The following is a 26387-nucleotide window of genomic DNA, read 5'->3' as shown; positions in this document are numbered from 1 at the left end:
CTGACGGAGGTTGTGGGCCGCGCCGAGATAGATGCCGAACACGATAATGCCGGCCAGGAAGGCCAGAAGGATCGGCGCGACAAGAGCAAATTCAACGGCCGAACTTCCTCGTTCGCATTGAGGAAGCAGCTTGTATGGATTCGCGGGGCCTCGGTGCGTGAACATGCTAGGGTACGAGAATTTTAGTTGTTATATTCAACTCAGATAAGAAATATGACAGTTTAAAAAAGTGTGAATGGATTGCGCGGTCCAATCGCGCGATTCCATGCACGACAGGCATCGAGGCAGCTTCCACCTTTCGGTCTGACCGTCCGCTATGCCAGCCCTATTCGCACTTGGGTGCGTCGTAGAGCGGCAAGCCCAATGGGACGGAGCGAAACCGAGAGAAGCGGGACGCTTCATCACGCTTGCAGGGCAAAACTTGCGGAAGGCGCTGGGAGCGTAGGAAATGCCCTGACCTTCGATCAACAGGTCGCTGAACTGGCGCAACCTGAAGTTCTCGCCCAAAAGCTCGACATCTTGGCGACCGCCTTCGAGCAGATCGCCATCGACGTGACGCACGAAGCCCAGAACTCCACCGTGCAGCGCTCCGCGGAGCAGACCCTGGCCGAGACTAGGCGACGGATCGAGCCGCCAGGAACGAGAAAGCCCGGCACGCCATGACGGCGGGCGGGCTGGAGCCGGCAGAGGCCCGCGCGAACATGTTGACGCGCGTTGCGCGTGGTCTTGCAACCTCGGCGGCAACCCCTGAGACTGCTGACTCCCAAACGAAAGGGCCGCCACCGATTCGGTGACGACCCTCTTGGTTGGGATCGGCCAGGAGCCGGACCCAGTTCTGTGCAAGCGATCAACACCACGGTCGTATGAACGAGTCCAGACCCTGGCCGGCGTTTTCCCGCCTCCAACATGAAAGGGTCGAAGACATGTCGCGTGATAGCAACAAGAAGCCGGGTTTGGTCGAGCGCACGCTGGGCAAGGTGCGAGATGCGGGAGCGTCGGCGCTCCGCGGCCTCGCCGACAAGCTCGAGGCGCCCAAAGCAACCTTCGAGATCGCCGAGACCAAGATCGATTTTGGCGTCGACGTAGCCGGCGACACGCTTTGGGCAACTCAGACACAGATTGCGGAACTGTTCGGCGTCAGCGTCAAAACTGTGAGCGAGCATCTGCGGAACGCCTTCCGGGAGGGCGAACTCGACGAGGCGTCAGTTGTCCGGAATCTCCGGATAACTGCGGCAGACGGCAAGGACTACAACACCTTACACTACAATCTCGATGCCATTCTCGCAGTGGGGACACGTGTACGGTCCCCTCGCGCGACACAGTTCCGGCAGTGGGCTTTCCGCATCCTGAAGGACTACGTCGTCCATGGATACGCTCTCAACGAAGAGCGTCTACGCAACGACCCTGCTGCTGCGCAGTCCCTCGCCGAGAAGGTGCGGGAGATCCGCTTCGATGAGAAAAACCTCTACGCCCGCGTGCGCGACTGCGTGGCGGCGGTCGCCAGCGACTACGACGGCTCGTCGGACGAGATCCGCAAGTTCTTTGCGAAGATGCAGGACAAATTTCATTTCGCCGCCTGCGAACAAACCGCACAACAGCTGCTCCTCACGCGTGCGGACGGAACGAAGGATCGAATGGGCATGACGACTCAGCTTAACGCCCGCCCGACCCTTGCTGACGCTAAAATTGCCAAAAACTACCTTAGCCCGGAAGAACTGAAGCTTCAGATGCTGGCCGGTGAGGCTTTCTTCGTCTACGTCGAGAATATGATCGCCCGCGATCGTACGATGACAACTTCCCAACTCCTCGCGAAAATCGACGAGGTCTTCAAATTTAACGAGATCCCTCAGTTCCCAGGTTACGTTGGTCCTTACAGGAAACCGGCAGTCGAAGCCCACGTGAAGGCGCAGTACGAGCTCTTTAAAACCCGCACGGCCCAGGATCGTTACGACGAAGCTCGACGTCTTCCGCCAGCCTGACCCGCTGAAACGAAAAACCCGCCGCGGCCGGAGCCGGGCGGGTGAGGTGCAAGAGCTTCGTATAGTAGACAGGCTACATGCCGCCTCCGGGGCTGCCGCCGCCCGCACTGCCCGTGCTGCCGGCGCGCGACGGCTGCGCCGCGTTTCCACCCGCCGCGGAGTTCCCGGTGATCGTGTCGGCACCGGTGGCACCGCGTGATCTCACACGGGTCGGACGGCCCCCCGTGTTGTTCTGCATGCTGGTCACGACGCCACCACCGCGCTTCTTCGAACGCGAGCGGGCATCGGCCTCGGTGCTCATCTGGACGAGGACCAGGGAGGACAGCGCCAAGGCGCAAGTCGAAAGGATCAAGGTTTTCATTGTCGCTCCTGTAGCTCGCAGAAAGAACTCGGGCGAAAGCGTGCGTGTTCAATCCCCGCTGCTACGATCGTGGCCCACAAAAAGAAAACCCGCCTCGGATTTCTCCGGGCGGGTGAAAGTGTGGCCGCAGATTGCCGGGGCGTTGGCAACTGAAGGCGTCTGCAATCTGGCTTTGAATGCTTTCCTGAGGCTGCATCACGCGCGTGTGAAACAGACGTTTCGCAGCTCGGCAGGCCGAGAAATTTCGTGTTGCGTTCGACCTCACTCGACAGGGCGCTTCGCTCCAGCCAATCAGGGCCCCGCTACCCTGGAGACGCGCCTTGCTCAGATCGTCAGAACTTGAAGTGCACAGCCGCGCCAAGGAGCTATTCGAGCGTGAGCATCCGGGGCGGCTCTGGAGAGCGCCCGTCGGCGCATTGCAAGGTTCCGCCAGCGATCGGTCCGCTGCCGGCCTCATTGAACGGCAAAACTACCTATCGCGAGTACGCGCAGAGATGCGAGCGGAAGGCGTTCAGGTCGAGACAGAAGAAGAAAGCCCGCCGCAGCTCTCGCTGGGCGGGTGAAAAATGATCGCTGGTTGAGATCGCCTTAGCGGCTGCTGCCGCCAGCGCTGCTGTTCGGAACCGCCTGCTCCGGCCGGCTGGCATTCCCACCCGCCGCAGAATCGGTGGTCACGGTGTCAGCGCCTGTCGCGCCGCGCGAAATCACTACATCACGGTCGTTGCCGGTGCTGTTGGGCTCCTGCACGACGATGGTGCCGGTGGTCCCGGGCTGCCGTGGGGCCATTCCGTTCTGTGCGATGGCAGGAGAGATGATGAGAGCCGCAACGCCGGCCAAGATGAGCTTCTTCATGAGGTAGGGCCTATCGTAGTGCTCGATCTTGAGCTGCCGGTTATAATCTCGCCGGCAGTCATCCGTTGCAGCTGATCGGTGTCGCAGCCCGGGCAACACCAAAGGAGAACCCGCCACAGCTTTCGCTGGGCGGGCCAAGTCTCAAGGGAGGAATGCCTTGGGAAGGCATGAGCTGGGCGTAGCATGAGTTGTGCCGTGATCTCGCGTGCGGCTTCACACACTCGGCTGTGTCATCCCCGTCCGAACGGCGTCCCCCCAACCGCGAAACGAATCTCGGCCGTGTTGAGGAGTGCCGCACAAAGAACACGCCGCAGCCTTCGCTGGGCGGGTCAAGGTCAGTCGCGCCCTCGGGGACAAGGGGCCTGATTCGTAGCAGGTCGGCTGGCTGGCGCGCCGCGCGCGGTTAGGGGGCGTGCTACCGCGGGTGCTCGCCAGAGGGGCGCTCGTTCGTTGCCCGGGCGCCACGGCTCCGCCATTTACCCCGCAAGCTTCGGACATGCCCCAACTCGTACACATGTTCGCGTCATCGAGGGCGAATGTGACCCGTCCGCCACCTTGGGCGAGGGTTCGGGAAAGTGGGTGGTGGCGGGTGGTCCGAAGTTTCTCACGCAATTGGCGCTTGCCGCTTGCAGCGGCAGCACTTGCGTCGCTCACGGCCTGCGCCGGACGTCCGACCGGTGTGCTCCTGCCCATAGCCGACACAGCGCATTCGCCAGGCACGTCCCACGTCGACATGCTGGTCGCTACGACGCGCAAGGCGGCGACCGACCGCGGCGTGATGTTCTCGGGCGAGCGTGGGGATGCTGTGACCTACACGGACCTCGCTGTCTCCATCCCGCCTGACGCCACACGTCAGCCCGGCTCCGTGCAGTGGCCCAAGTCGCTGCCCGGCAACCCGGCCACCGATTTCGTGGCACTGCGGGCCGAACCGATCGAGCGTGCGAAGGTCGCGGGGTGGACGGGTCGCACCGGACGGCGCGGGGCCAAGCGCCACGTCCTTGTGTTCGTGCATGGCTTCAACAACAAGTTCGAGGACGCCGTCTTTCGCTTCGCGCAGATCGTCCACGATTCCGGTGCCGAGGTCGCGCCGGTGCTATTCACCTGGCCCTCCCGCGGCTCGGTGCTGGCCTACGGCTATGACCGGGAGAGCACGAACTTCTCTCGCAACGGCCTGGAGACCCTGCTGCGGGATCTCGCCAAGGACCCGAACGTCAGCGAGGTCACGGTGCTCTCCCACTCGATGGGCAACTGGCTGACCCTCGAGAGCCTGCGGCAGATGGCGATCCGGGACAGGCGCGTGGCGCCGAAGATCCGCAACGTCATCCTGGCCGCCCCCGACGTCGACATAGACCTCGCCCGCGCGGCATTCCACGACATGGGGCCGGATCGGCCTCGGCTGACGCTCATGGTTTCCGGCGACGACCAAGCCCTCGCAGTCTCGCGCCTCGTCTGGGGCGACAGCATACGGCTGGGAGCCATCGATCCGACGGCCGAGCCGTATCGTTCAGAGCTGGCGCGCCAGAACATCGGCGTCCTGAACCTATCGACCGTGAAGGGCGAAGATCCACTGAACCACGGCAAGTTCGCCTCGGGTGACGTCGTGGCACTGCTGGGCAAGCGGCTCGCCGACGGACAGCCGATCTCGGATGGGCAGATCGGCATCGGCGACAAGCTGGTCAGCACCGCGGCCGGCGCCGCATCGACGGTGGCGACCGGCGCCGCGCTGGCCGTGGCCGCACCGGTGGCCATCGTCGACCCTCAGACGCGCGAGAGTTTCGGCGAGCACCTCTCGAACGTCGGCAGCGGCTTCAAGGAGACCATCGGCTCGACGGTCGATCTCGCCGGCGCGCCCGTGCGCGCGGTTACCGGTAGCCGCTGACCTTCAGACGACGATACGCACCGGACTGGCCTGAGCCTCCGGCATCATGGAGATGGGACATGCTACGAAACATCGGTCTGGCCGTTGCGGCGATGACGTTCGGGTGGGCGGGAGCCGTCCAGGCGCAGGGTCTTGAACGCGGCGCGCAGGAGGGGGCCAACCGAGGCGAGATGATCGCCGGTCCGCTGGGAGCCGTCGTCGGTGGCGCCGTCGGCGCGGCGGTGGGCACGGCCAATGGCATTCTCGGCATTGACCGGCGCGAGCGGTTCCGCATCTACGCAGCAGGCGAGCGGCGTCCCTCATTCGCATTGAGAGGTCCCGTGCGGGTCGGGACCGTCCTGCCCGAGGACGACGTCGTCTACTACGACGTACCGCCTGAGTTCGCCTTGCCGAACGTCAACTACACCGTTGTCAACGACCATCCCGTGCTCGTCGACCCACGGACACGTCGCATCGTCGAGGTCATCGATTAGCCCTCTTGCACCCGCCGGACACGAACGCCGATCGGTGTCGATTATCCAGCGGGTGTTGGGCGGAAACGCCACCAAGGGGTTGCCCAGGAAGGAATGCGGATCCGATGCGGGGCGTCGTCCAGATAGCCCTCGTGAAGGTTAGGCAGCCTGCTCGCGACCCTTCCCCTGGGACTGTTCGTCCTTGCCGCGATCGGCGACCCTGCGGAGGCCGATCGCTTTCGCCAGGGCCGGCCGCTGAGCAGCGTAAGACGACTCAACCATCGAATCCGTCTGCCGAGGAGCTGAAACGCTGGCAGTAGCTCCGCGGATCGAGCCGGTGCGTGCCGAGGTGGCGCTTCATGGCTTTCTAGGTCTCGCTGTCCCGGAAGCTGACGATGCGTCCGGCGTCGCGGACTTGCGGATCTACGCGCCCTTCGGCTTCTCGACCTCGGCTTTTGCGGGTGCTCGTGTACCGCCGCTGCCGTGACCGTACAAAGCGGCGTGCACCATACGGATCAAGCCTGGAAAATCAGCGGGGCGGATTGTGTCGTTCGACAGGGGCCGCGTACGATTGACCTTCAACCGGCCCCATAACCGCCCTTCTCGTTCGTCGGGTGCCGGTTCGGCGAATGATCATCGTACCCGCCCGTTTCCGGACCCTGGTCCTGGGATGGAGCGACACGGCCAGGCGAGGTCGGGCCGGCCTCGGCCGGATCGTCGCTGAGGCGGGGTTCGACCAAAGACTTGCCCTTGGGAGGCACGTTTAGAACGGGGACGGTCGGCTTATCGTCCGAAACCATAACACACTCCATCATCTTGGCATCCTGCGAGGCAAGAAGCCGCCAACGCCGGAGTTCCGTCCGAACCGAAATAGCCGAGAACGAGATGTCGACATGCCAGCCATGAAAGCCCCTGCGGCCGCTGTCTCGACCTTGACCGCGACCGCCATCGTCGTGGCCGACATGATCGGCGTTGGCGTCTTCACCAGCCTCGGATTCCAGGTGACGGACATCACGTCCGGCTTCATGCTGTTGTTGCTCTGGTTCGTTGGCGGAGTTGTCGCCCTGTGCGGCGCATTCTGCTATGCCGAGCTCGCAACGATGTTTCCTCGTTCCAGCGGCGAGTACAATTTCCTCACCCGTATATACGGCCCGGCCTTCGGATTTATGGCCGGCTGGCTCTCCGCCACCGTCGGCTTTGCGGCACCAGTGGCACTGGCCGGCATGGCGTTCGGGCAGTATGCCAAGGCTGTCCTGCCCGGCGCGCCGCCGGTCCTCCTTGGTCTCGCTGTCATCTGGATCGTCACCGCAGTCCACCTGAGAGGTACACGCCACGGCAGCGTCCTCCAGGTCGGTTCCACGCTGCTGAAGCTGGCGCTGATCGTCGCCTTCATCGTTGCGGGCTTCGCTTACGGCGAGGCCCAGCCTATCGACTTCGCGCCACGCGCCTTCGAGGTCCGGCAACTTTTCAGCGCCAGCTTCGCCGTCAGCCTGGTCTTTGTGATGTACGCCTACACCGGCTGGAACGCGGCGACCTACATCGTCGGCGAACTCGCCGATCCGCCACGCAGCCTGCCGCGGGCGCTGTTCGTCGGGACCGGCTTGGTGGTCGCCCTCTACATCGCCCTGAACGCGGTGTTCCTCTACACCACGCCGCTGACTGCCCTTGCTGGCCAAGTCGATGTCGCGCTGATCGCCGGACGTCACATCTTCGGCGAGCCGGGTGGCCGGCTCGTCGGAGCGCTGATCTGCTTGGGCCTCATCCCGACGGTCAGCGCGATGATGTGGATCGGGCCGCGCGTCACCGTGGCCATGGGCGAGGATATGCCGGTGCTCGGTGCACTTGCCCGCTACTCGAGCCGCGGGGTCCCGAAGGCCGCGATCCTCCTTCAGTGTGCGGTCGCCAGCCTGCTCCTGCTCACGCAGAGCTTCGAGGCGGTCCTGGACTTCGTCCAGTTCGCCCTGACCTTCTGCTCGTTTCTGACCGTGCTCGGCCTCGTCAAGCTGCGGATCACGCGACCCGACTTGCCGCGACCGTGCCGGGCCTGGGGCTACCCGGTCACCCCGCTGATCTTCCTGTCCGTTACGCTCCTGATGATGGTCCACCTTCTGGCGGTCCGGCCGTTCCAATCGCTCGCAGGCTGCCTGCTGATGCTGGCCGGGCTCCTGCTCCACGTCCTCGCGAAGCAGCGGCGGCCGGAGGGAACCCGGCCGACGTCGCTGATGTAAGCGAAGCTTTTCAGGACTTAGTCGCCCGGAGAACGTCGAGCCGGTACTTGTCGGTTCGCTCCTGCTTCAGGATTTGGGCGAAGCCGCGCGCACCGGCGATGAACCCTTCAGCAGCCTCGTCGCCGGACAGCGGGTAGTGGGTCACACCGGTCCAGTGCACCAGTACGATGTCCGCGTCCGGCAGCAGAGCGGTCCCGACCCGCGCAACCAGGCGGGCGAGGTCGGGACGGTCGAGATAGTACGCGACCTCCGAGATCAGGATCAGATCGAACTTGCCGTCCGGCCAGTCGCCGGGAACCGCGCTGAGCTTGAAGAGGGCGTTCGGGCAGTCGGCGCAGCGTGCCCGGGCCTGCTCCAGCACCGACGGCACCACGTCGAGCCCCAGAAGCGTGTCGCAGCGGGGGCAGAGTTCGTGGGTGAACACGCCGATCGAGCAGCCGACCTCGAGCGCGGAGGCGTAGCGGGACCGCGGCAGTGCCGCGAGGGTGGCCGCGTACTTGTCCCGCTCGTAGGCGCTCGTCGCGAACTGCCACGGATCGGAGTCGGTGGCGTACATGCCCTTGAAGTAGTCGGTATCGAGGGTCTTCGGCCGCCGGCCTGAAGGGGCCTCGACCGGTGGGGCATTCCCTGTCTCGGCACTCAATGATGCGCTCATTCCCAACAACAACGTCGTGGCCACACCGCCGCCGGATCGCAGCAATCGGCGTCGCGAAGGCGTCTTCGTCTCGCGCATGTCGAGCCTTGCGGGTTCCACGGACTTGAGAAGAACCAACCTCCCCTGAATGCGACTGTTCCGAAGCGGCGCCAGTGGCCAGTCTCATGCGTGGAAAGCCCGTCCTGCGTGGGACGCTGGGGGTCAGCTCACGGCTCGCGTCGTCCGGGCCCATCCGTCGCCGCCACGACCTCCGCTTGTCGGGCCTGACGCTCGGCCTGACGGCGCCCCAGCCAGAGGCTGTTCACCAGCCAGGCCGCCGAGATCGGAACCGCCGTCACGGCGACGGCCGTCGAACCGAGACCCAGGGCGGCGATGCCCGCGAAGGACCAGGCCCCGAGTTGGTCACCGACGCGATAGACCACCGTGTCGATGAAGTTCTTGGCCTTGTAGCGATCCTCGCGCGGGACGACCGTAAAGAGGACTTCGCGGATCGGCCGGGCGATCGCGAAGTTGCCGGCCCGGCGCAAGACCTGGAACACCACGATGGCGGTGATCGTGGGCGAGACCGCGAGCGCCGCGAAGCCCAGAATGCTCGCCGCCGGCAGCAGGGCGAGCGCCGGCCCGACGCCGATGCGCCGGACGATCCGACCCGTGAGGAAGAACTGAACGCCGAGGGTCAGCACGTTCACCAGGAGGTCGACGCTGGCGAAGAACGCCGTCTGCGCGCCCCGATCGGGGAAGCTGCGCTTCGCGATGCCGGCCTGCTCGAAATAGAGGAAGGTCGACGTGATGGAGAACAGCAACAGGAACAGGCCGATGTTGAGGAGGTAGGGCGAGCGGAACGTGCGGGTGATGCCGGCAAAAGCGCTCCCGCCGATCGCTTCCGCCGGCGCGGAGTCCCCAGCAACCGGGGCTCGGTTCAGCCGGTCGGACAGGCGCGCGAGGCCGCGCATGCTGAACACGGCCGCCTCGAGCAAGACGGCCGCGCCGACGAGGAGGGCCCAGGTTGGCACGTCGCGGGCGAGGATGGCCGTCGTCGCCGAGCCCGCGATGGCGCCGAGGGTCGCCCCGGCCGCGATGAAGCCGAACAGGCGCTTGCCCTGTTCGGTTGAGAACACGTCGACGATCGTGGCCCAGAACACCGAGACGACGAACAGGTTGAAGATCGACAGCCAGACGAAGAAGGCGCGGCCGATCCAGACGTCGCCCTCCGGACCGGCAAGGTAGAGACCGCACGCGAACAGCAGAATGTTGGCCGCAAAGAACCGGTAGGTCAGGGGGACGAATCGAGCCCGGGGCAGCGTCTTGACCAGCCAGGCGAACGGTACGTTCAGGACCAGCATCCCGACCAGAGTGCCGGTGAACAGCCAGGGCAAATTCTCGAGGCCGCCGGCAATACCCATTTGGTCCCGGATCGGGCGCAGAACGTAGTAGGCGGCCAGGATCGAGAATATGTAGGCCCAGGACCACGCGAGCGCCGGAGCTTCGCCGGGCCGGACGTCAACGAGACGGCCGAGCCATGAGGAGGCAGGCTCCTCCGCCGGCGCATCGGGCGAAGCGCCAACGGTGGTTTCACCGCTCAAGGCGCGACACCGAGGCGGGTGCGCAGTTCCGGGGCGGTGAGTTCGAGGCCGAACCCGGGGGAACCCATGGCGAAGCTGTCGGCCTTGGCGAGTGGCCCGACCACCACCGGATCGAAGCCCGCATCGGTGATGAGCTTCGACACCTCAGCGACGGCCTTCGGGTCGTCGCCCGCGAGAGGGATCGCCATCCGGCCACCGTCGCGGTGGGCGTTCTTGGCGAACAGCTTGTAATTGGCGGCGTTGAAGGCCCGTACGATGCGGGCGCCGGCCAAGTACTTGGCCGATACGGCGGCGATGCCGCCGGCCTGGACTTCGCCGTAGACCTCGCCGTCGCGGGCCTGGGTGGCGTTGCCGGCGTCGATGACGATCTTGCCCTTTAGGGCGGCGCCATGATCCTGAGCGATCTGCGGATACGCCTTATAGGGGACAGCGATGAGCACGACGTCGCCGAAGGCGATCGCCTCGGCCGGAGTTCCCGCGCGAGCATTGGGTCCAAGGCCCTCGACGAGGCTCTTAAGCTCCTCTGGATGGCGAGAGGAGAGCATCACCGCGTGCCCAGCTTTAGCCCAGAGGCCGCCCAGGGTGCCGCCAATGTTTCCAGCCCCGATGATGCCAATCCGCGTCGCCGCCGCCAGTTCTTTCGCGACCGGTTGCTGGGCGGCGGCCGGAACAGCTGCGGCCAAAATGATTGAGGCCGTGACCGCCAGCAGGGCGCGGCGGGAGACAAAGCTAGAGTGCATCGACCAGGGCCTCCATACGGGTGCGCAAGGCCGCGTCGGGCATCCGCCCGCGCGCGGCGCCGAGATTGTCTTCGACATAGGCGGCCTTGGCCATGCCGGGTATCGGACAGGTCACTGCCGCGTGCCCAAGGACGTATTTCAGAAAGAATTGCGGCCAGCTCACGCAGTCGAACTCGGCAGTCCACGAGGGCAACTCGCGTCCCTGCACGGCCTTGAATAGGCGGTCGCGCCCGAAGGGTACATTGACCATCACCGCCATTCCGCGCTCGGCAGCGACCGGTAGAATGCGCTCGGCGGCGCGGCGATCGTCGAGGGCGTAGTTAACCTGGATGAAGTCCAGAGTCTCGCGCTTCATCAGGGTTTCAAGGTCCGGGAACTGGCTGTCGCGCCAGACCGTGACGCCAAGATAACGGATCTTCCCCCGCGCCTTGAGCTCTCGCAGGGTCGCGAGATTCGCGGTCGGGTCGATAAGGTTGTGAACCGCGATCAGGTCGATAACCGGCGTCTTCAGGCGCTCGAAGGAACGGACAATCTCGGCGGCGCCCCCCTCGCGGCCGGGAGTTCCGACTTTGCTGCACAGGAACACCTTCTCGCGCAGCCCGTCCTCACTAAGGATGAGGCCGAGCACGTCCTCGGCTGTGCCGTAGCTCGGTGCGGTGTCGATGACGGTTCCACCGAGGGCCACGAAGCGCTGCACCGCCTCGCGCAGGGGAGCCACTTTCTCAGGGGTGGGCTCAACCTCGTAACGCCGCGAGGTGCCAATGCCGATCACCGGCAGGGTCTCGCTGGAGGAGGAGATGGGGCGACGCAGCAGCCCAGCGGTCTCCGCGCGGGCGGGGGCGCCCATCCGGTCAAGCAGCAGGCCCGATAGGGGCAGCAGACCGGCCCCTGCGACGAAGGCGCGACGAGATGGATGCATGGGGCACGGTCTCCGGCGAGGGACGTCCGAACCATCTAGGGTGTTTCAGCACGCCGACAGGGGGCGCGGCCGGAAGTCCCTGAAGCGGCAAGCGTGCCTCAGTCACCCGGCTGCGCCGCGGGACGCGCCCCGGTTGCCGAGCAGGGAGGTGATCGGACCAACGATGCAGCCTCCGATCAGAACTGCGCTGACCAAGAGGGTGATTGTCCGGTTCCGGAGCCGGTCGTGACCGAGATCGGTGGTAACGATGTCCAGGCGCGCCGGATCGGCGATGATTCCGATGCAGTGATCGCCAGCGTGCAGACCGGAGAACAGATAACTCACCGGACACGTGACCATGCCGCTCGGTTTAGCCGTCAAGTAGAAGTCCGCGACCGCCTGCTAGGGGGATGAGGCAGTTAATGCCGGACAGGCCGGTGCGGAGACGTACGAGCGCCCAGAGGATGGGCCTCGATTTCCTGGCGGCTGGCGCTCGACGGTCGTGATAAGGAAGTGGTTCATCAGAGCTGCTCATTCGGTAAGATGGTCCAGGCGACCACATGGCGGAACGGGCCGCACCCGAGACCTGAGAGGGACTTGCCGGCCCATCCCACGCGCGTCCGGATCGCGACAGCGAAGCCGTCGCCGAGATGGATCACGCCCACGTCACCGGGTTGTGGGTCGGTGGTCTCCGAGAAACCTGCGGCGGCCATGAGGTCCGAGACCATGCGGACGAAGCCGCCGCGCTGCTTGATGTGCCGGGCGGCCCCGAGCGGCGTCCGGTATCGGCCCCGGAGCGGCGCGGCCGCATCGATCCCAGTCTGCGCCAGGATCCAGTCCGAGGGGTACAGGCAACAGTCCTGAACGCCCCAGGTGAAGGGCTCCGAGGCGCCTGCCTGGAGGTGCTCGGCCAACGTCATCCGAAGGCGGGGATACCCGACGCGGTGGCGCGGAAGGGATCGCGCGCGGAGCCTTTGGCCTTGGCCCGCTGGGCGAGCGGCTCCCCGATCCTGTCGGGCCAGCGGCGGATGATGGTGGTGCTGATCCCCTCGCGGGTGATGTGGGTCCGGAGGCAAAACCCACCTGTGACGTGCACCACCGGGTTGCCCTCAACGCCGTTGACCGGGCCGACGAGGGCGCGTTGACGCTCCATGATGTCGGCGGCAGCGTCGGGGCCTGGGTCGGAATCGATTCCGGAAACGGAGGCTTGGAAGGCTTCGGACTCAGGCGTCAGGAAGCGTTCGAAGGGCTGCGTCGTCCATCCGGCTTCCAGACCACCCTTCGTGCCCCTGAAGAATACGCCAACGAACCGTTCCAGCGCGTCGGAATATCCGACAAGAACGGCCTGCCAAGAACCCATCGACTGAGGGCCGATCGAGTCCGCGTAGGGGGGCGGCACCTTCTCCATGGCCTCGCTGAAATTCGCGAATGCGTGGTCCACCGAAGTGAATACGGAAGGGAAGTAGCTCTCCATCGCTCGGACCTGATGGCTTGAACCTCGCACCACCAGCGCGGCGGACATGTGGGCGAGGGGAAGGGCCTTCGGCGCGACGAAGATCAGTTTCCCGTCGCCGTCGATCCATGCCGCGTCCGTGTAGACCGTGGCCGAGTCCTTGCCGGCCCATGCGTTGATCGCGGTCATTTGGGAGCCTTCAGCGCATGGGAGGCAATGGACGCGTAGCTGACGCCCGCGATGCTGCCGGCCAGGAAGGTGCCAGAGGCGGCGGATGCGATGAGGGGCGTCAGGATCGGATCGGCCTTGGCGCCGGTCCCACCGATGCCGAGAAACAGGAAGGCCGCGAGGGCGAAGGCCGAACGGGATTTCATAGGAGGCTCCTTGCGAGGTGCGATCCTGCAATAGCCTATTCCTATCATAGCTGAGTTTCACCCTCAGAATTTTTCTCTCCACGGCTAGCCGTTTTCGACGAACACATTCGGTCGTGTCCCTGGGCCGCGTTTCCTTAATCGACCTATGCCATCCCTTCGTATAGCCGCAAGCAACTGATAGAGTTGACCCCTAAGCTATGGACTGAAGCGCAAGTATTTGTTGAGAATATATTGTGTTGTTAAGAGTTAGGTGGCAGTCTGCCTTGCGCTCGTAAGTCATGCGGGCAGGAGATCTTGCCATGCACATGCTCGCTGTGGCCGCCGAGACCGCTCCCCACCCCGCCCTGATGGTGTCCGCCGAGGCCCATTCGAGCGCACGACAAGAGCCATTATCTTGCGTTGGAGCGGTGACCATCCTGCCGGCCTCGGCACCGGTCCCGGCCATGGTGGTGGAGCATCCGGCGCAGGCCGACAGCGACGAGCACCTGGTGCGCCTGTGGCTAGCCCGGTCCCAGAGCGTGAACACCCGCCGGATCTACGAGCGCCAGGCCACGCGTTTCCTCGCCCATGTCGGCAAGCCCCTCGCAGCCGTGCGGATCGGCGACCTGCAGGACTACGTCGCCGGCCTGACCGGTTCCTCGGCCACGGTGGCGCTGGCAGCCTCGGCCCTCAAGAGCTTACTCGGGTTCGCCCAGGAGGTCGGCTACCTACGGTTCAACGTCGGCGCGGCTGTGAAGGCGCCGCCGGTCAAGAACACCCTGGCCGAGCGCATCATGAGCGAGAGCGATGCCTTGCTGATGATCCGGCAGGAGCCGGCCCTGCGGAATCGCGTGCTGCTCACGGTCCTGTACGGCGGCGGCCTGCGGATCTCCGAGGTGTGCGGCCTGCGCTGGCGCGACCTGGCGGCCCGAGACGATGCCGGGCAGGCGACCATCTTCGGCAAGGGCGGCAAGACGCGGGTGGTGCTCCTGTCCGCCGCCACCTGGCAGGTGCTGGCCATCTTGCGCGGCGAGGCCGAAGCCGATGCCCCCGTGTTCCTGTCGCGGAACGGCGGGACCCTCGATCCGAGCGCGGTCCATCGCGTGGTGAAGGCCGCGGCCGAGCGCGCCGGCCTATCGTCGGAGGTCTCGGCACATTGGCTGCGGCACGCCCACGCCTCCCACAGCCTCGATCGCGGCGCACCGATCCACTTGGTGCAGGCAACTCTTGGCCATGCCAGCGTGGCGACCACGGGTAGGTATTTGCACGCTCGCCCAACCGATAGCTCAGCCCGATATCTTGGTGTCTAGAACATTGTTGGATATTTGTACCGATGAGTATTGACTGAAATCGAGTGATACATCAGTAATACCGAAGTTATTACTGGAGATAGCACAATGACCCGCACCTTCCAAGGCATTACCGATCAGGCCCTCACGATGCAGCTGGTCGCTGAGCTTGAGGCGCTCATCGCCGAAACGAAGCAGGGCAAGCACCAGGTGCGGCCGGTCCAGAGCGAGCTTGCCGTGGCCATGGGGCAGATCGTCGGGCTGGCGACCGCTGGGGCCGGTCATCAGGGCGGCACCGACCGCATGGCCGCCTGAGCCATGGCAAAGCGGTATCGGATGCACGTCGATCCCCGAGCGGATCGCATCGCCATCAACCTCGGCGCCGATGCGCTTGAGGACATCGCCGGCCGGCGCATCCGGCACGGCCTCAGCCATTACGAGGCACGGGAAGCGGTCCTGCGGGATCTGTCCGGCGAATGGACGAGGCAGGCGGGGAAGGCCACGGCCGATCGGGTCGTGCGCGGTCTGCACTACCTTTCGGCGGACGAATGCCTCTCGGGGCGGGAGCGGGGCATCCTGCGCGATCGGGAGAGGGAGCATGCCAAGGCCGAGTGGGTGCGCATCACTGGCCGTCCGCTCGCCTGGTACAACCGCCTTTCGTTCGCACTATGGGGAGTGCCGCTCCTATGATGCCCCGTGCGTCGCTGTTGGGCTGCGCTGTCGCCCTCCTCCTGATCTCGGCCCCAGAGCAGTCCCGCGAGGCTCCGGCGCGCTGGAAGGCGCTCGCGGCGTGCGGAACCACCTCGATGGACTCGGGCGACTACGACAGGCGATGCCGGCGGTTCAGCCGCACGGATCGCGCGACGGTCAGGGAATGGGATGGACCGGGGGCCGGTGCGATGCGCTCATGAGAGCTTTCACGATCCTGGGAGTAGTAATGCCATGATGTCCAAGACCGCCCTCGGCTTCGCATCGATCCTGCTGACGGTGGCGGCGAACGGGACCGCCATCGGGGACGAGATCAGCCCGAAGGCGTGGACGGTGGTCGCCGACACCATCGATGGGGCGGTCATCAAGACGCGGGCCCTCCTCCAGCAAGCCGAAGAACTGCACCTCTCGGGCCTGACGAACCGGCTCTCGAAAGAGGATCAGGCCGCCTACCAGGCCGCTTATGAGGCGCGGTTGGAACTGCTGAAGGCCGGGCGCCAATTTCAGGCGGCATACGAGGACATGGCCTATCGCATGCGGGTCTGCTCCAGACGGTGACCCGTCTGAGCCTGGGCAATGCACCGGTCAGCAAGGGCGCGGCATGCCACCGGATCAGCAAGCGCCGACGATAGGGCGTCCCGCTGCTCCAGTGAGAGATCAGCCAGGACGATCTTGTCCGGCGTATCGAGGGGATCGAGGGCGGTCGCCTCTCCCCGGCCCACCGCGCATACGAAGGTGATGCCCTTGGTGCGGAGTACCCGCTGCGCGCCCTCGATGCTGAGGCGCTGGACATGGAGTAGCTCGCGGATCCCCCTCAACAGGGCCACGTCCTCCGGCCGGTAGTAGCGGCGACCGTTCCGTCTCATGGGACGCACCTGCGGGAATCGGGCCTCCCAGAAACGGAGCACGTGCTGCTCAACGTCCAGATCCGTGGCCACGTCGGCGATGCCTCGAAACGTCATGACCACCCTCCTAATGATAGGTGAGACCTAATACCAAGAGACGACCGATAGATAGAACCTGTGTGAAGGTTGTTCAGTGCCATAAGGCTCGGGTCGTGGGAGAGCGCCGAGCCTACCGCAAGATTTTTTTTCGCGCTGAAAATGATCCGAAATTTCACCCGCGGTTTTAGCCGTCCGCATGGCGGAGGATGATCCACTACCCAAGGACTGAACCGAGCGCAGGGCCAGCCTTGTCCCTGATGGAAATGGCTTGCTCCCTGCGTTAGACCCGCCGCCCCGCGCCATGCGGGCGAGGGGATCAAATGAGCGACACGGGCCAGCGCACTGCCGAGTTCCTGGCCATCTGTGTCGAGAACGCCGAACTGCGTCAGACCCTCGCCGAGGCGCAGGACGAATGCGTCGAGTTGGCGATCGATGCCGGCGAGCTTCACGCCGAGAACGCGGCGCTGCGGGCGCGCCTCGCTGAGGCTGAGCGGGAACGCGACCGGTGGCGGGCCGAGGCCGAACGGCGCCTCGTTGGCTGACTGTGGATAGGTGGCCGAAGCTGGTATCAGCGACGAGCCACCTTCTTCGGCGATGACTTCGCCTGGGTCTCTGCAGCGATCTTGTCCAAGAACGCCTGCGCCATCGGCGAGTCTGCGCCACGGCTGACATCAGTGCGACGCTCGAAGGCCATTCCAGCGTTCGAGATCAGGGCCATGTCAGCCACGACCCTAGTGCCGTTGTCGATCTGAGCGACGGTGTAGGTCACACGAGCGACGGGAGGGCCGCCAGCGTTGGTGCTCAGGAGAAGAACGGCCGCGAAGTTTTCAACCGGCTTCTCAACTGTGAGGCTGAAGGGATCGTCCTTCACGATCCGATACCCCTTATCTATCATCCCGCTCAAGATAGCAGATTTTACTCTCGCCGGATCGGCCCCCGGTATTGTGACTTCTGGCCGTCCGCTGGCAGTTGCGGGAGGCTGTACGGTTTGGCAGGCGCCGAGCACCGTCATTGCCGCTGCGGCCGCGAATACTCTCAGGCGCATAACTTCCCCCCACGCAATTTCTTGTGCATTAAATGGGGGATGGCCGATGCCGATATGACAGAAATACAACTCCGGAAAGAATCCGTTCTCCTCCACAGGGCAACGCCCGGACAGCCTAAATCCTTCCGACCTGGATGATGGATTGCAGTCAGGCCTCAGCCCTGTTGCTGTCGGGCGCGGGCCTCGGCCCATTCTCGGTCTCGAGCAGCCTGCCGCTCCCGGATGATCGCGTTCGCCTTGTCCTGTTCGGCGTAGAGCCTCAGGTCTTTTCGCTCCTGCCGAGCCGTCGCCTTCTTGCGCCGCTCCATGTCGGCGGCCTTCTGCGCTAGGATCTCCGCGACCGTGACGGGCTCGGGCTTCGGCTTCGGCTTCCTCCAGGCGTAGGCGTACGCTGTGTCCGGCTGGTAGGCGGGCGATGGTCTCGGCGGTGGGGTCGGCCTTGAGGATGCGCGAGGGGCGGCATCCACGAGGCGGGCGGCCTCTTCCAGCGTCATGCCGGCCGATGCCGCTACTCGGGCCGCTGCTGCCCGCCCGGCTGTGCGCTCCCCTGGGGTAGCACCACGGTCTGCGAGGGTCTGGCATTTCGCGAACCGGTCGCGATCCAACCTCATTGGTGAAGCCGTCACGCGGATAACAGCCAAGATTTCAGCTTCGCTGCATTCTCAGGACTGAGGCCGTAGCGCCCCATCCTGGCGTTTGCGAGGTGCTGGCGGCTCATCCCCATCTCCCGAGCGACATCGGCCCACGATTCCCGGCAACGGGCATGCTTGGCGGCCTTGAGGGCTTGGAGCACGTCTCCCGTAAGGGGACCATCGGGATAGGCTTGTAGGACAGTACTCAACCCGGGAGGCGCAACCTGCACCGCCGGGGCGGCTCGGGAAGCTCCGAAAAGATCGGGATGGCCGCCAACACAATCCTCCGAAGGCAACAGCACGCCAGATGGCCCGGTGAGATCCTTCCTCGGCCTGCTCCTGGGTACATGGGCTATCTCATGCGTCCGACGGCTCCATCGACCTTCCTTATCAGGAACGGCATAAATCTCAGCCGATTTTGCGCCCTGCAGTTTCACCTGCTGATCAAACAGGGTCAGGTTCTTATCCATGTATCTCAGTCGCGGCATGTGACGCCCCTCCTCGGCCTTCGAAGGTTGGAGTACGCGGGTGCTGCAGCTTCCCAAGCCTGATCCTGGGCCTGCTGGGCGGCCAGCCGGGCAGATTCCGCTGCCTTGGCTTCCTCAATGATTGGATCTTTCCCTGCAGCCCTGATGGCAGCATTCAGCGCATCCGCCAGAGCGGCGGCCTGGGTCAGGCTTAGGTCGATGGTGTCGACCGCTTTGGAGCCATGGCCCACACCATCACGGGTCTTCACGTGTACGATGGGGCGACCATCGGCTTTAACCGCCGAGACCACCACTCGGCGAGTTCCGCTACCGCTTACGCCGATTTTGAAGCCGCAAGCCTCGCGCGTCATCACGTGCTCCCCCAAGGTCTCGGCATCGAGGAAGCTCTTCGACGCCGAGTGAAACTTGAAGCCCGCGTGGATAGGCGCCGAGCGCTCATCGCGGGCTGATCCCATCGGGACCGCTGACACGCTCATCCAGTTCAGCCAGTCTGCGCACCAAATCACCGATCGCGAACACGATGATTCTTCGCTCATCATCGTTGATCGGAAAGAACGCTGGCCATGCGGGATGCTGCACGGTCGCCACGTGCTGAAACCAGCTTTCCAGCATGCGTGCGGCCGTGAGTGCCTCCTCTACCGGAATGGCGATCTGGCCTTCGAGATCCCCGGCGATCATCGGCCGAGCCCGCCGTGCTGGAGCCGTTGAAGATCGAAACGGATCGAAGCGATAAGGGCTTCCTCTCGAGCGTCCAGCGGCGGGCCGATCATCGTCTTAGTCGCCTGGAGCACGTGCACCTTCGCCTCAACATGCTCAGGGACATGCGCAGGAACGGCAACCAGCCCCCAGACTGCCGCCGTCACCTCGTCATAGATCTGATCGGCCTCAGCATCTCCGAAGCTGTCCTGCACCAGAAGAATGTCCATCTCAGCGAAATGACGCTGTGCTTCCCAAAAGCGTTCGATCGCTCGGGAGCAGCGATAGTAGCCTGGATCGCGGCCGCCGTTTACGGACTGGTCAGGGTTCGTGGCAGATGGTGAGCACGTCATCTTCATTCCTCAGCAGGTTTCGGGGTGATGAGGCTGAGGGGCCCATGCACGGGCTTCCTCGGCCGCTCTGGTTTCTGGACACAGCCCAGCATTCACTCGTCGTGCATCACGGCCAGTGATCTTAGATTTGAAGATTGATGAGAGGCGGGACAGAGAGGCGTAGCGCTCGCTCTGCTCCCTCTACTGGTACATTAGATGTGTCCGCCCTGAGTACCTGTGAGACCCCCGTAACAGGGCTTCACGGTCCGCCCAGAGGGACAGTTCAGGCTCTCAAGGATTTTGACGGTCCGCTATGAGTACCTGTCAGTCCGGTATGGGGGACAGACTGTCCTTCAGGGCGGACCGTCAGAATGCTTCCGGGCCGCCAACTCATGAACGCCTTGGACGGCAAATTTCCGGACACATCGCAGGGGTATTCGGTCAACCGCCACTCAGTGGCTCGCCCATCCTTGCGGCCGCCGAAGCTGCCGCGGATGACGACTTCGGTGAAGCCGTGGGCCACAAGTTCCTTGAACGCCTCGGCCGCAGTCGTTTTGCTGACGTGCATGTCCTCCGATACCTGCCGGACTGAGAGGACGAGGCGCCCGTTGTTCATGCCTTTGTACTGCGTCTTAAGGAGCACGTAGAGGGCACGAGCTTGGGGCGTGAGGTCCCTCCATGCCTCGCTGGCTAGAAGCCAATCGTATAGTCGGACGTGGGGGGGCGTCTTGTTCGGGTTGCCCTTGCTGTCGCGCTTCATGCGGCGCCCCCATGACTGAGGAGGAGCCGCCAGAGGTGGGCGCGAATGGCGCCCTCGTAGCTCGCGACCTCAGACCGGATCAGGTCTTCTGCGACGCCCTTTTTGCGGAGGCCATCCTCAAGCCGCCGAAGCTGTTCGCGGAGGTGCCCTTCAGCGTGGTTGTGCGGGACCGTCAGCATATAGCCGGCGGTTTTCCGAATCTGAGGCAGGCGCCTAGCGAAGCGGAAAGGGACGACGATCGCGCTCATGAAGCCCCCGCTTGCGCTTTTGCGTAGTTCAGGAGCGCTTCGGCGCCCGCACGGAAAGAATCGGTGCGGATCTTCTCGACCAACGCTGGCTCCGTGAGCGGAAAGCTCGCTTGCTTGTCATACTCAGCGTCGATCGCCTCCTTGAGTACGATCACCGCCTCCGCGTAGGTGTCGGGAATGGGTTCGCCAATGTAATCATCGACGAGTAGAAACAGGGCATGTACGTGAGGGGGCAGGGGGCCGACCAGCACTTCAGCAAGGTCGCAAATCGCGTTCAAGGAATAGTCGCGACCGAAAAAGCCGACGTTCGGCTCAGGGTCGTATTCGCGAAGGCCTGTCTCCGCGCATAGAACTCCCCAATTTTGCTGGCGTTCGTTGCTTCGTCGCCAGTCGAGGAGACGCACAACGGCGACATGGAAAGCCTCTCGAATGTCGGCGGTCATGGCGACACCGCCTTTCCATCTGCAAGGGCGCTCTGTGCAGCCTTCCGATCAGCGAAGGTCCCAACGGGGCGGCCTTCGATATCGTAGGCGTAAACGCCGGCCATAGTGCCGCGAATGAAGCCCAGGGGCGGGCGGCCACTATAGACCGTGATGTCGCCGCGGGCGGTGCCAGGACGAGGCGCGCTCATGCTGCGCGCTCCTGACTCTCGATCCACGCCAAGATCGTGCTGCGGCGGGCGCATAGGGTGCCACCCAACTTGAAGCTCGGAAGTCCGAGCTTGTCGGCCGCATGGTAGACGCGTCGGCGGTTGGCCTCCGATGAATCGCCGAACATGAAGGCGGCGATTGCATCGGCGCCGGTCATGAGATCCTCGGCAAGCGGCAAACCGCTCCCGTTCGCCCCAGCATGGGGCGTTATAGATTGTGCCATCTGACCACTTTCTTAAGTTATGCTGCGATGAAGTCAGCCACAGCGACTATCGTTCGATGCGTTATTATCGCTATATCAGTGCGATCCGGTCGGGACTTAACTTTGATATCGCCAAAGGGCGAACCATAAAGACCGGAACACACAATTTCATCTTGATAGTCGTTTTGTTCGCCGGGCACGGTCCTGACTGAAAGCATTGTGTATTGAAGAGGCATATGGAACTGAACAGAAACATCCATATGCTTCCGGTCAATCTGATCTCGGAGAACCGTGCCAGAGCAAGACACAATCAGACGCTCAAGATCGCAAGTAAGCGTATTTCCGAACTCACACAGGCCGTTGATCGTCCTATTATCCGTCCATTGTTGAGTTTTCTGACCGAATTCAGTAGCTTGTTTCGGAGAGTCCTTAGCTAGTCGCGAAACATTAAGGCCGATCAACAATATCGCTCCGTCTGCCGGAGTCATGCGAGCCGCCCCTCGGCCTCTCCCCGCCTGCTTTACTAGGCTGCCTTCACGTAGATACCTGGCGACACCGCTCGCAAACGTGGAATCGATTCCCTCAACGTCTGCGATCCTTTGCACGAGACCACTAAGCAGCGCCATTGCATCCCGTCCGCTTATCTGTAACCATTGCCGATGAAGCTCGCAAGCCCATTCTGCAATGGTTTCCGATAAAAAGCTTCACACATCGTTGATGCTCGATGCAGGCACACCGGAAGGTGAGATGTTCAAATGGCGACGATACGAAAACGGACGCTACCCAGTGGAAAGACCGTTTGGCTGGCAGGGTATGTCGACGGGGGAGGAAAGAGGCGCTTCCGGCAGTTTCCGACGAGGAAGGAGGCAGACGCCTTCCTAACGCGTGCAAGGAGCGAGGTGGCAGCCGGTAGCCATGTACCAGATCGAGCCGCGAGCACAGTCCAGCAGGCCTACGATCTTCTTATCTCCGCTCTCGAGGTAGATAACGCCGCAAGGTCAACGGTTGAGAATTACCGGACGTACTACGGCGGTCACGTGCGGCCCTTCCTTGCGGAGCGGCTTCTGCCGAAACTTCATCCAGCCGACGTCGGCGACTGGCTGGAGCAACTGAAGGCCGGGGGCCGCACGGACGACACGTGTCGGCGCGCGCGCATTGTGCTCGGGGCGATTTTCGATGAAGCGATTCGCCGGCGGCTGGCCTTCGCCAATCCAGTTCGCTCGCTGCGCAGCCGGCGGAAGACACGGCGCGCGGAAATCAGTGAGGCTGAAGATACAGTTCGCATCCCAGAGCGGGGGGCGGTACGCGCCATGCTGGCGGCTGCCGCGGATGTCGACGGGCTGTTCCTCGTAGCTCGCGTGCGGTCCGACCACGGTCTTCGCACAGTCGAGGTTCGCCGAGTGGCGCTCGATCATCCAATCAAGGCGATGCGAGCGTTCAAGGCTGAGCATCGAGACGCCGAGGTAGAGGGGTTTCGCCCAACGCCCTGGCTCCGCCCAATGCTGGCGGCGATGGCGCTGGCCGGCCTGCGCATCGGCGAGGCGCGGGGCTTGGCGTGGGGTCGGATCCTGCCGGAGCACCTCGAAGTGCGAGAGGGCGTCGACCGCTTCAACACATTGGGTCGGGTGAAAACTGTCTCGGCGCTGCGCAGCATCCCGATAGGGCCCCAGCTCGCCACTATCCTTGCAAACTGGAAGGCAACGGGGAACCGATCTGCCGGTCTGGTTTTCCCATCCGATGCAGCGACACCGTTGGGCTATCCGAACATCGTCAACCGCCAAATCGGCCCACTGCAAATTGCGCTCGGGATCGTAGCCGCTGATGGCTCCCCTAGGTGGACGCCTCACAGCTTCCGCCACTTCGCTGTTTCATTGTGGATCGATGAAGGTGTCAATATCCGCCAGGTCAGCGAGTGGGCCGGGCACGAGTCACCTGAGTTCACCCAGCGCGTCTACGGTCACCTGTTTGCTGCCGGCAGAGCGGACCGGCGGGCAGCTACCGCAGGAGAGATTTCGGTACTTGGCGCAATCGAAACCGCAACACAGGCGCAACACGGCAACGACAACGCGATGAAAAACGCTTTGTCAGTAAACACTTAAGTTCCGGAATAAACCGCCTTGTAAGCGGTAGGTCGCGAGTTCAATTCCCGCAACCGGCACCACACGTTCTCCCTTGGAAAGGGCCCTGATCACGGACCTCTTGGAACAGTCTGCACGGGCCTCTGAGAACCGTGGTTACCTTGGGGTTACCCCGCGATCAGTCGCGGTCGAGTTCAAGCGCGGGCTCTGCAAGGGCATTTCGTGGCCACTGTGTGCCATAAGCGGAAGCTTGCTGCCTGCCCGGAATCGGACGTTCCGCCGCCGACCCTGGCTGTGTCAAAACCCCGAAGATGGTACTCTTCTCTGGGTTGACCGGAGGCGGGCATGGGACGGTTTGTTGTCGGCGCTGAGCGCGATCAGACGACACTGTTTCCGCCTTGTCTTGAAGACTGGATCGCCGAGGACAACCCGGTCCGCGTGGTCGATGCCTTCGTGGAGGCGCTGGATCTTGGTGCGCTCGGCTTTGCGGGCGTCGATGCGGCGGCGACGGGGCGACCGGGCTACCATCCGGCCGCTCTTCTGAAGCTCTACGTCTACGGCTATCTCAACCGGGTCCCGTCGAGCCGACGTCTGGAGCGCGAAGCGGGCCGCAACGTCGAGGTCATGTGGCTGACGGGCCAGCTGTCGCCCGACCACAAGACCATTGCCGAGTTCCGCCGGCAGAACGGACCGGCCATTGGGCGCGTCTGTGCCCGCTTCGTCGCGTTGTGCCGCGAGATGGGCCTTCTGACGGGGACGCGCGTCGCGATCGATGGCTCGAAGTTCAAGGCGGTCAACAACCGCGACCGCAACTTCACGCAAGGAAAGCTCGACCGGCGCCGCCAGCAGATCGAGGAGAGCGTGTCGCGCTACCTCTCGCAGCTCGACACGGCTGATCGTCAGGATCCCACCCCCGAATTGGCCGCCAAGGTGGTGCGGTTGAAGGAGAAGATCGCCCGCCTTGGACAGGAGATGGAGCGGTTGGCCGGCCTGGAGGAGCAGATGAAGGCGGCGCCTGACCGGCAGATCTTACTGACCGATCCCGACGCGCGGTCGATGGCAACCAGCGGGCGCGGATCGGGCCTGGTGGGCTACAACGTCCAGGTGGCGGTCGAGACCGAGCATCATCTGATCGTGGCGCACGCGGTGACCAATGCCGGCTCGGACCGGGCACAGCTCAGTGGAATGGCCGCACGAGCCAAGCAGGCTCTGGAGACAGACACGCTCGATGCGGTGGCCGACCGGGGCTATTATTCCGGCGAACAGATCCTGGCCTGCGAACGCGCCGGCATCTCCGTCACGCTGCCCCGGCCGATGACTTCGGGCGCCAAGGCCGCTGGCCGCTTCGGCAAGGAGGATTTTCTCTATTGCCCTCAGGAGAACGCCTACCTGTGCCCAGCGGGTGAGACGCTGCCCCACCGTTATACCACGGTGGAGAATGGTCTGACGCTGCATCGATACTGGACGAATGCCTGCTCGGCCTGCCCGATGAAGACGGACTGCACGACGGGCAAGGAGCGCCGGGTGACGCGTTGGGAGCATGAGGACGTGCTGGAGACCGTGCAGCGCCGATTGGACGGCGATCCGCTGGCGATGCGGGTCCGGCGCGAGACGGTCGAGCATCCCTTCGGTACGCTCAAAGCGCGGATGGGGGCCATGCACTTCCTGACCAAGACCCTGCCACGCGTCTCGACCGAGATGGCGCTCCATGTCCTCGCCTATAATCTGACGCGGGTTCTCAATATCCTCGGAAGCCGGAAGCTCCTGACGGCGATCCCCACCTGAGGAAAAGCTCGAATCGTCCGTGGACGAGGGCAGGAAACCGTCCGGGAAGCGCCGTCAACTCAAAATGATCATCCCCCAACCGTAAGAACCCGTTCGACGCGATGAACAGCCTATTCTCGCACGGCCGGGACGCCACCCGATTGCCCAAGCCTTAATCCCCGAGTTTTGACACGGCCTGGACCCAACACAGTCGTTCGCGTTCCCCGACGCGATGTGCAGAAGCGGACATATGGCGAGACACCTCTGATCCGCTGCCACTGGCTGATGGCGGCCTTCAGGTTCAGGATGGCGTCTCATCGAAGCGAGTTTGTCGACCATGGCCGCTTTTGCTTCGAGCGGTTCAGAAACTCTTTCGATGCACGCGGAGCATGTCGGCAATCGCGCGCCCATAAACGATGGACACGACAGCCGGGGGAACACGTCTGAGCCGATGAGCAGCGCATGCCTAAGGCAGATGCGGCCTTTTCCAAAACACGTCGACCTCGCTCTCTCTCGTTGTCCCTGGACACATGTTCGCCGCCGGATTGCCGAAGAAGGAGCCACCACCTCTGCCGTATGTAGCTTCCCTTAGGGAGCTACCGAGTAGCGTTTGCCTTGGCAGAATGCCTTCTTGAATGATCAGGGGAGGCACGAATGAAGGGAAGTATACATCGGCGATCTTCGGCTGGTTGTACACCGGGGATTTGGGAGGGCTCGCACCGCGAACGAATGGACCCCAACGCTGCGGTCTTCACTCCCGATATTGTCAAAGCGATGTGCGAAGGGTTCGACCTGGCTTGGACCTCGATACTCGCTGCAAACCTCACTTGCGCGGCTGATCGCTTCGCGGCGGAGACACGACGTCAGCTCGCGATTGCGATCGTCGAATCTGCCTGCCGGGGCACATGCGATCGCCATCGGCTGAGCGAAAATGCTCTCAGAAGCTTCTTCCCCCTGGGGCTGCCAGGGCGGGGCGAACAGGATCGGAACGATCCTAGTGCTCTGACTCAGACGGATGGTTCAGGAGCTCGGCTGAGGGCGTCGAAGATTGCAGAGGCGGGTTTAGTCCAGATGAAGGGCTTTGGGCTACGGTTGTGCTCGGCGATGTAGCGATTGAT

Annotated in this window: 34 protein-coding genes and 1 pseudogene; 12 read left to right on the top strand and 23 right to left on the bottom strand. The window is 63.8% G+C overall.

Translation table 11 applies throughout. From position 1 onward, the window contains the following. Positions 1-165 (bottom strand): TadE/TadG family type IV pilus assembly protein (locus MKK58_RS00410; protein WP_243910247.1); only part of this gene is annotated, 165 nt, incomplete at its 3' end. A 198-nt stretch (positions 166-363) separates the two neighbouring features. Between MKK58_RS00410 and MKK58_RS00405 the strand changes: the two genes are divergently transcribed. Further along, positions 364-663 carry a hypothetical protein gene (locus tag MKK58_RS00405; protein ID WP_243910244.1) on the top strand — a complete coding sequence of 100 codons (300 nt, stop codon included), beginning with the start codon at positions 364-366 and terminating at the stop codon, positions 661-663. Between the two features lie 260 nt (positions 664-923). After that, the gene (gene rhuM, locus MKK58_RS00400; RefSeq protein ID WP_243910243.1) at positions 924-1979 is read left to right on the top strand and encodes a RhuM family protein; all 1056 of its coding nucleotides are present in this window, start codon (positions 924-926) and stop codon (positions 1977-1979) included. Positions 1980-2052: 73 nt separating this feature from the next. Here the strand turns inward: rhuM and MKK58_RS00395 are convergent, their stop codons facing one another. Continuing rightward, entirely contained in the window at positions 2053-2340 is a 288-nt protein-coding gene (locus MKK58_RS00395) for a hypothetical protein (RefSeq protein WP_243910242.1), read from the bottom strand. A 588-nt stretch (positions 2341-2928) separates the two neighbouring features. Next, a complete protein-coding gene (locus MKK58_RS00390) occupies positions 2929-3192 on the bottom strand; it encodes a hypothetical protein (protein WP_409565157.1) in 264 nt (87 codons plus the stop codon). A gap of 538 nt (positions 3193-3730) precedes the next feature. On the opposite strand from MKK58_RS00390, the gene MKK58_RS00385 reads away from it, so the two are divergent. From MKK58_RS00385 to MKK58_RS00375, 3 genes are all read left to right on the top strand, one after another. Then, positions 3731-5071 carry an alpha/beta hydrolase gene (locus MKK58_RS00385; protein ID WP_243910241.1) on the top strand — a complete coding sequence of 447 codons (1341 nt, stop codon included), beginning with the start codon at positions 3731-3733 and terminating at the stop codon, positions 5069-5071. A gap of 59 nt (positions 5072-5130) precedes the next feature. Beyond that, on the top strand, positions 5131-5544 hold the full coding sequence (locus MKK58_RS00380) for a DUF1236 domain-containing protein (protein ID WP_409565156.1): 414 nt from the start codon (positions 5131-5133) through the stop codon (positions 5542-5544). Positions 5545-6416: 872 nt separating this feature from the next. After that, complete coding sequence (locus MKK58_RS00375; RefSeq protein ID WP_243910240.1) at positions 6417-7751, top strand: APC family permease; 1335 nt, start codon at positions 6417-6419, stop codon at positions 7749-7751. A gap of 10 nt (positions 7752-7761) precedes the next feature. Here MKK58_RS00375 and MKK58_RS00370 read toward each other — a convergent pair whose 3' ends face one another. The 8 genes from MKK58_RS00370 to MKK58_RS00335 form a co-directional block, all read right to left on the bottom strand. Beyond that, positions 7762-8406 (bottom strand): class I SAM-dependent DNA methyltransferase, encoded by a 645-nt coding sequence (locus MKK58_RS00370; RefSeq protein WP_243910239.1) that lies wholly within the window; start codon positions 8404-8406, stop codon positions 7762-7764. A 206-nt stretch (positions 8407-8612) separates the two neighbouring features. Continuing rightward, the gene (locus MKK58_RS00365) at positions 8613-9989 is read right to left on the bottom strand and encodes an NTP/NDP exchange transporter (protein ID WP_243910238.1); all 1377 of its coding nucleotides are present in this window, start codon (positions 9987-9989) and stop codon (positions 8613-8615) included. Next, a complete protein-coding gene (locus tag MKK58_RS00360; protein WP_243910237.1) occupies positions 9986-10729 on the bottom strand; it encodes an NADPH-dependent F420 reductase in 744 nt (247 codons plus the stop codon). The genes MKK58_RS00365 and MKK58_RS00360 overlap by 4 nt, the downstream gene beginning before the upstream one ends. Continuing rightward, positions 10719-11648 carry an aldo/keto reductase gene (locus MKK58_RS00355; RefSeq protein ID WP_243910236.1) on the bottom strand — a complete coding sequence of 310 codons (930 nt, stop codon included), beginning with the start codon at positions 11646-11648 and terminating at the stop codon, positions 10719-10721. The genes MKK58_RS00360 and MKK58_RS00355 overlap by 11 nt, the downstream gene beginning before the upstream one ends. Before the next feature lie 102 nt (positions 11649-11750). Then, on the bottom strand, positions 11751-11972 hold the full coding sequence (locus MKK58_RS00350; RefSeq protein ID WP_243910235.1) for a hypothetical protein: 222 nt from the start codon (positions 11970-11972) through the stop codon (positions 11751-11753). Between the two features lie 176 nt (positions 11973-12148). Continuing rightward, on the bottom strand, positions 12149-12541 hold the full coding sequence (locus MKK58_RS00345; RefSeq protein WP_409565154.1) for a DUF6950 family protein: 393 nt from the start codon (positions 12539-12541) through the stop codon (positions 12149-12151). A 2-nt stretch (positions 12542-12543) separates the two neighbouring features. After that, entirely contained in the window at positions 12544-13269 is a 726-nt protein-coding gene (locus tag MKK58_RS00340) for a hypothetical protein (RefSeq protein ID WP_243910233.1), read from the bottom strand. Then, the gene (locus tag MKK58_RS00335) at positions 13266-13454 is read right to left on the bottom strand and encodes a hypothetical protein (RefSeq protein ID WP_243910232.1); all 189 of its coding nucleotides are present in this window, start codon (positions 13452-13454) and stop codon (positions 13266-13268) included. Before MKK58_RS00335 ends, MKK58_RS00340 begins: the two co-directional genes overlap by 4 nt. Before the next feature lie 299 nt (positions 13455-13753). On the opposite strand from MKK58_RS00335, the gene MKK58_RS00330 reads away from it, so the two are divergent. From MKK58_RS00330 to MKK58_RS00315, 4 genes are all read left to right on the top strand, one after another. Further along, positions 13754-14743: a tyrosine-type recombinase/integrase gene (locus MKK58_RS00330; protein WP_243910231.1), complete on the top strand. Its 990-nt coding sequence runs from the start codon at positions 13754-13756 to the stop codon at positions 14741-14743. Positions 14744-14830: 87 nt separating this feature from the next. Continuing rightward, positions 14831-15037, top strand: coding sequence for a hypothetical protein (locus MKK58_RS00325; protein WP_243910230.1), 207 nt, complete (start codon positions 14831-14833; stop codon positions 15035-15037). A gap of 21 nt (positions 15038-15058) precedes the next feature. Continuing rightward, the gene (locus MKK58_RS00320; RefSeq protein ID WP_243910229.1) at positions 15059-15412 is read left to right on the top strand and encodes a hypothetical protein; all 354 of its coding nucleotides are present in this window, start codon (positions 15059-15061) and stop codon (positions 15410-15412) included. Positions 15413-15664: 252 nt separating this feature from the next. Beyond that, a complete protein-coding gene (locus MKK58_RS00315; RefSeq protein ID WP_243910228.1) occupies positions 15665-15988 on the top strand; it encodes a hypothetical protein in 324 nt (107 codons plus the stop codon). Here MKK58_RS00315 and MKK58_RS00310 read toward each other — a convergent pair. Beyond that, the gene (locus MKK58_RS00310; protein ID WP_243910227.1) at positions 15958-16392 is read right to left on the bottom strand and encodes a MerR family transcriptional regulator; all 435 of its coding nucleotides are present in this window, start codon (positions 16390-16392) and stop codon (positions 15958-15960) included. The two genes, MKK58_RS00315 and MKK58_RS00310, sit on opposite strands and share 31 nt — an antisense overlap. A gap of 302 nt (positions 16393-16694) precedes the next feature. Here MKK58_RS00310 and MKK58_RS00305 point away from each other — a divergent pair, with 302 nt between their 5' ends. Beyond that, positions 16695-16916: a hypothetical protein gene (locus MKK58_RS00305; protein ID WP_243910226.1), complete on the top strand. Its 222-nt coding sequence runs from the start codon at positions 16695-16697 to the stop codon at positions 16914-16916. A 26-nt stretch (positions 16917-16942) separates the two neighbouring features. On the opposite strand, the gene MKK58_RS00300 is transcribed toward MKK58_RS00305, so the two are convergent. The 10 genes from MKK58_RS00300 to MKK58_RS00255 all read right to left on the bottom strand — a co-directional run bounded on the left by MKK58_RS00300 (position 16943) and on the right by MKK58_RS00255 (position 21382). Continuing rightward, a complete protein-coding gene (locus MKK58_RS00300; protein WP_243910225.1) occupies positions 16943-17515 on the bottom strand; it encodes a hypothetical protein in 573 nt (190 codons plus the stop codon). A 59-nt stretch (positions 17516-17574) separates the two neighbouring features. Next, positions 17575-17913 (bottom strand): hypothetical protein, encoded by a 339-nt coding sequence (locus MKK58_RS00295; RefSeq protein ID WP_243910224.1) that lies wholly within the window; start codon positions 17911-17913, stop codon positions 17575-17577. A 128-nt stretch (positions 17914-18041) separates the two neighbouring features. Further along, on the bottom strand, positions 18042-18521 hold the full coding sequence (locus MKK58_RS00290) for a hypothetical protein (protein ID WP_243910223.1): 480 nt from the start codon (positions 18519-18521) through the stop codon (positions 18042-18044). A gap of 5 nt (positions 18522-18526) precedes the next feature. Continuing rightward, a complete protein-coding gene (locus tag MKK58_RS00285) occupies positions 18527-19015 on the bottom strand; it encodes a hypothetical protein (RefSeq protein ID WP_243910222.1) in 489 nt (162 codons plus the stop codon). Then, positions 18975-19217, bottom strand: coding sequence for a hypothetical protein (locus MKK58_RS00280; protein ID WP_243910221.1), 243 nt, complete (start codon positions 19215-19217; stop codon positions 18975-18977). Before MKK58_RS00280 ends, MKK58_RS00285 begins: the two co-directional genes overlap by 41 nt. Then, a complete protein-coding gene (locus MKK58_RS00275; protein ID WP_243910220.1) occupies positions 19214-19594 on the bottom strand; it encodes a hypothetical protein in 381 nt (126 codons plus the stop codon). The genes MKK58_RS00280 and MKK58_RS00275 overlap by 4 nt, the downstream gene beginning before the upstream one ends. A gap of 256 nt (positions 19595-19850) precedes the next feature. Beyond that, the gene (locus tag MKK58_RS00270; protein WP_243910219.1) at positions 19851-20327 is read right to left on the bottom strand and encodes a hypothetical protein; all 477 of its coding nucleotides are present in this window, start codon (positions 20325-20327) and stop codon (positions 19851-19853) included. Beyond that, entirely contained in the window at positions 20324-20575 is a 252-nt protein-coding gene (locus tag MKK58_RS00265; protein WP_243910218.1) for a DUF6074 family protein, read from the bottom strand. Before MKK58_RS00265 ends, MKK58_RS00270 begins: the two co-directional genes overlap by 4 nt. Further along, on the bottom strand, positions 20572-21018 hold the full coding sequence (locus tag MKK58_RS00260; RefSeq protein ID WP_243910217.1) for a hypothetical protein: 447 nt from the start codon (positions 21016-21018) through the stop codon (positions 20572-20574). The genes MKK58_RS00265 and MKK58_RS00260 overlap by 4 nt, the downstream gene beginning before the upstream one ends. A gap of 184 nt (positions 21019-21202) precedes the next feature. Next, positions 21203-21382, bottom strand: a complete 180-nt coding sequence (locus MKK58_RS00255; protein ID WP_243910216.1) for a DNA-binding protein — start codon at positions 21380-21382, stop codon at positions 21203-21205. A gap of 944 nt (positions 21383-22326) precedes the next feature. Between MKK58_RS00255 and MKK58_RS26940 the strand changes: the two genes are divergently transcribed. Both MKK58_RS26940 and MKK58_RS00245 read left to right on the top strand, forming a co-directional pair. Beyond that, positions 22327-23526 carry a tyrosine-type recombinase/integrase gene (locus MKK58_RS26940; RefSeq protein WP_243910215.1) on the top strand — a complete coding sequence of 400 codons (1200 nt, stop codon included), beginning with the start codon at positions 22327-22329 and terminating at the stop codon, positions 23524-23526. Positions 23527-23850: 324 nt separating this feature from the next. Beyond that, complete coding sequence (locus tag MKK58_RS00245) at positions 23851-25290, top strand: IS1182 family transposase (protein WP_243910214.1); 1440 nt, start codon at positions 23851-23853, stop codon at positions 25288-25290. 986 nt (positions 25291-26276) lie between these two features. On the opposite strand, the pseudogene MKK58_RS00240 reads toward MKK58_RS00245, so the two are convergent. Next, a pseudogene (locus MKK58_RS00240) lies at positions 26277-26387 on the bottom strand (IS630 family transposase); the annotation flags it as partial.

The sequence above is a fragment of the Methylobacterium sp. J-078 genome (genome assembly GCF_022829285.1).
Lineage (GTDB): Bacteria > Pseudomonadota > Alphaproteobacteria > Rhizobiales > Beijerinckiaceae > Methylobacterium.
The sequence above is the reverse complement of the archived record's forward strand: the minus strand, read 5'-3'. Positions and strand labels throughout refer to the sequence as shown.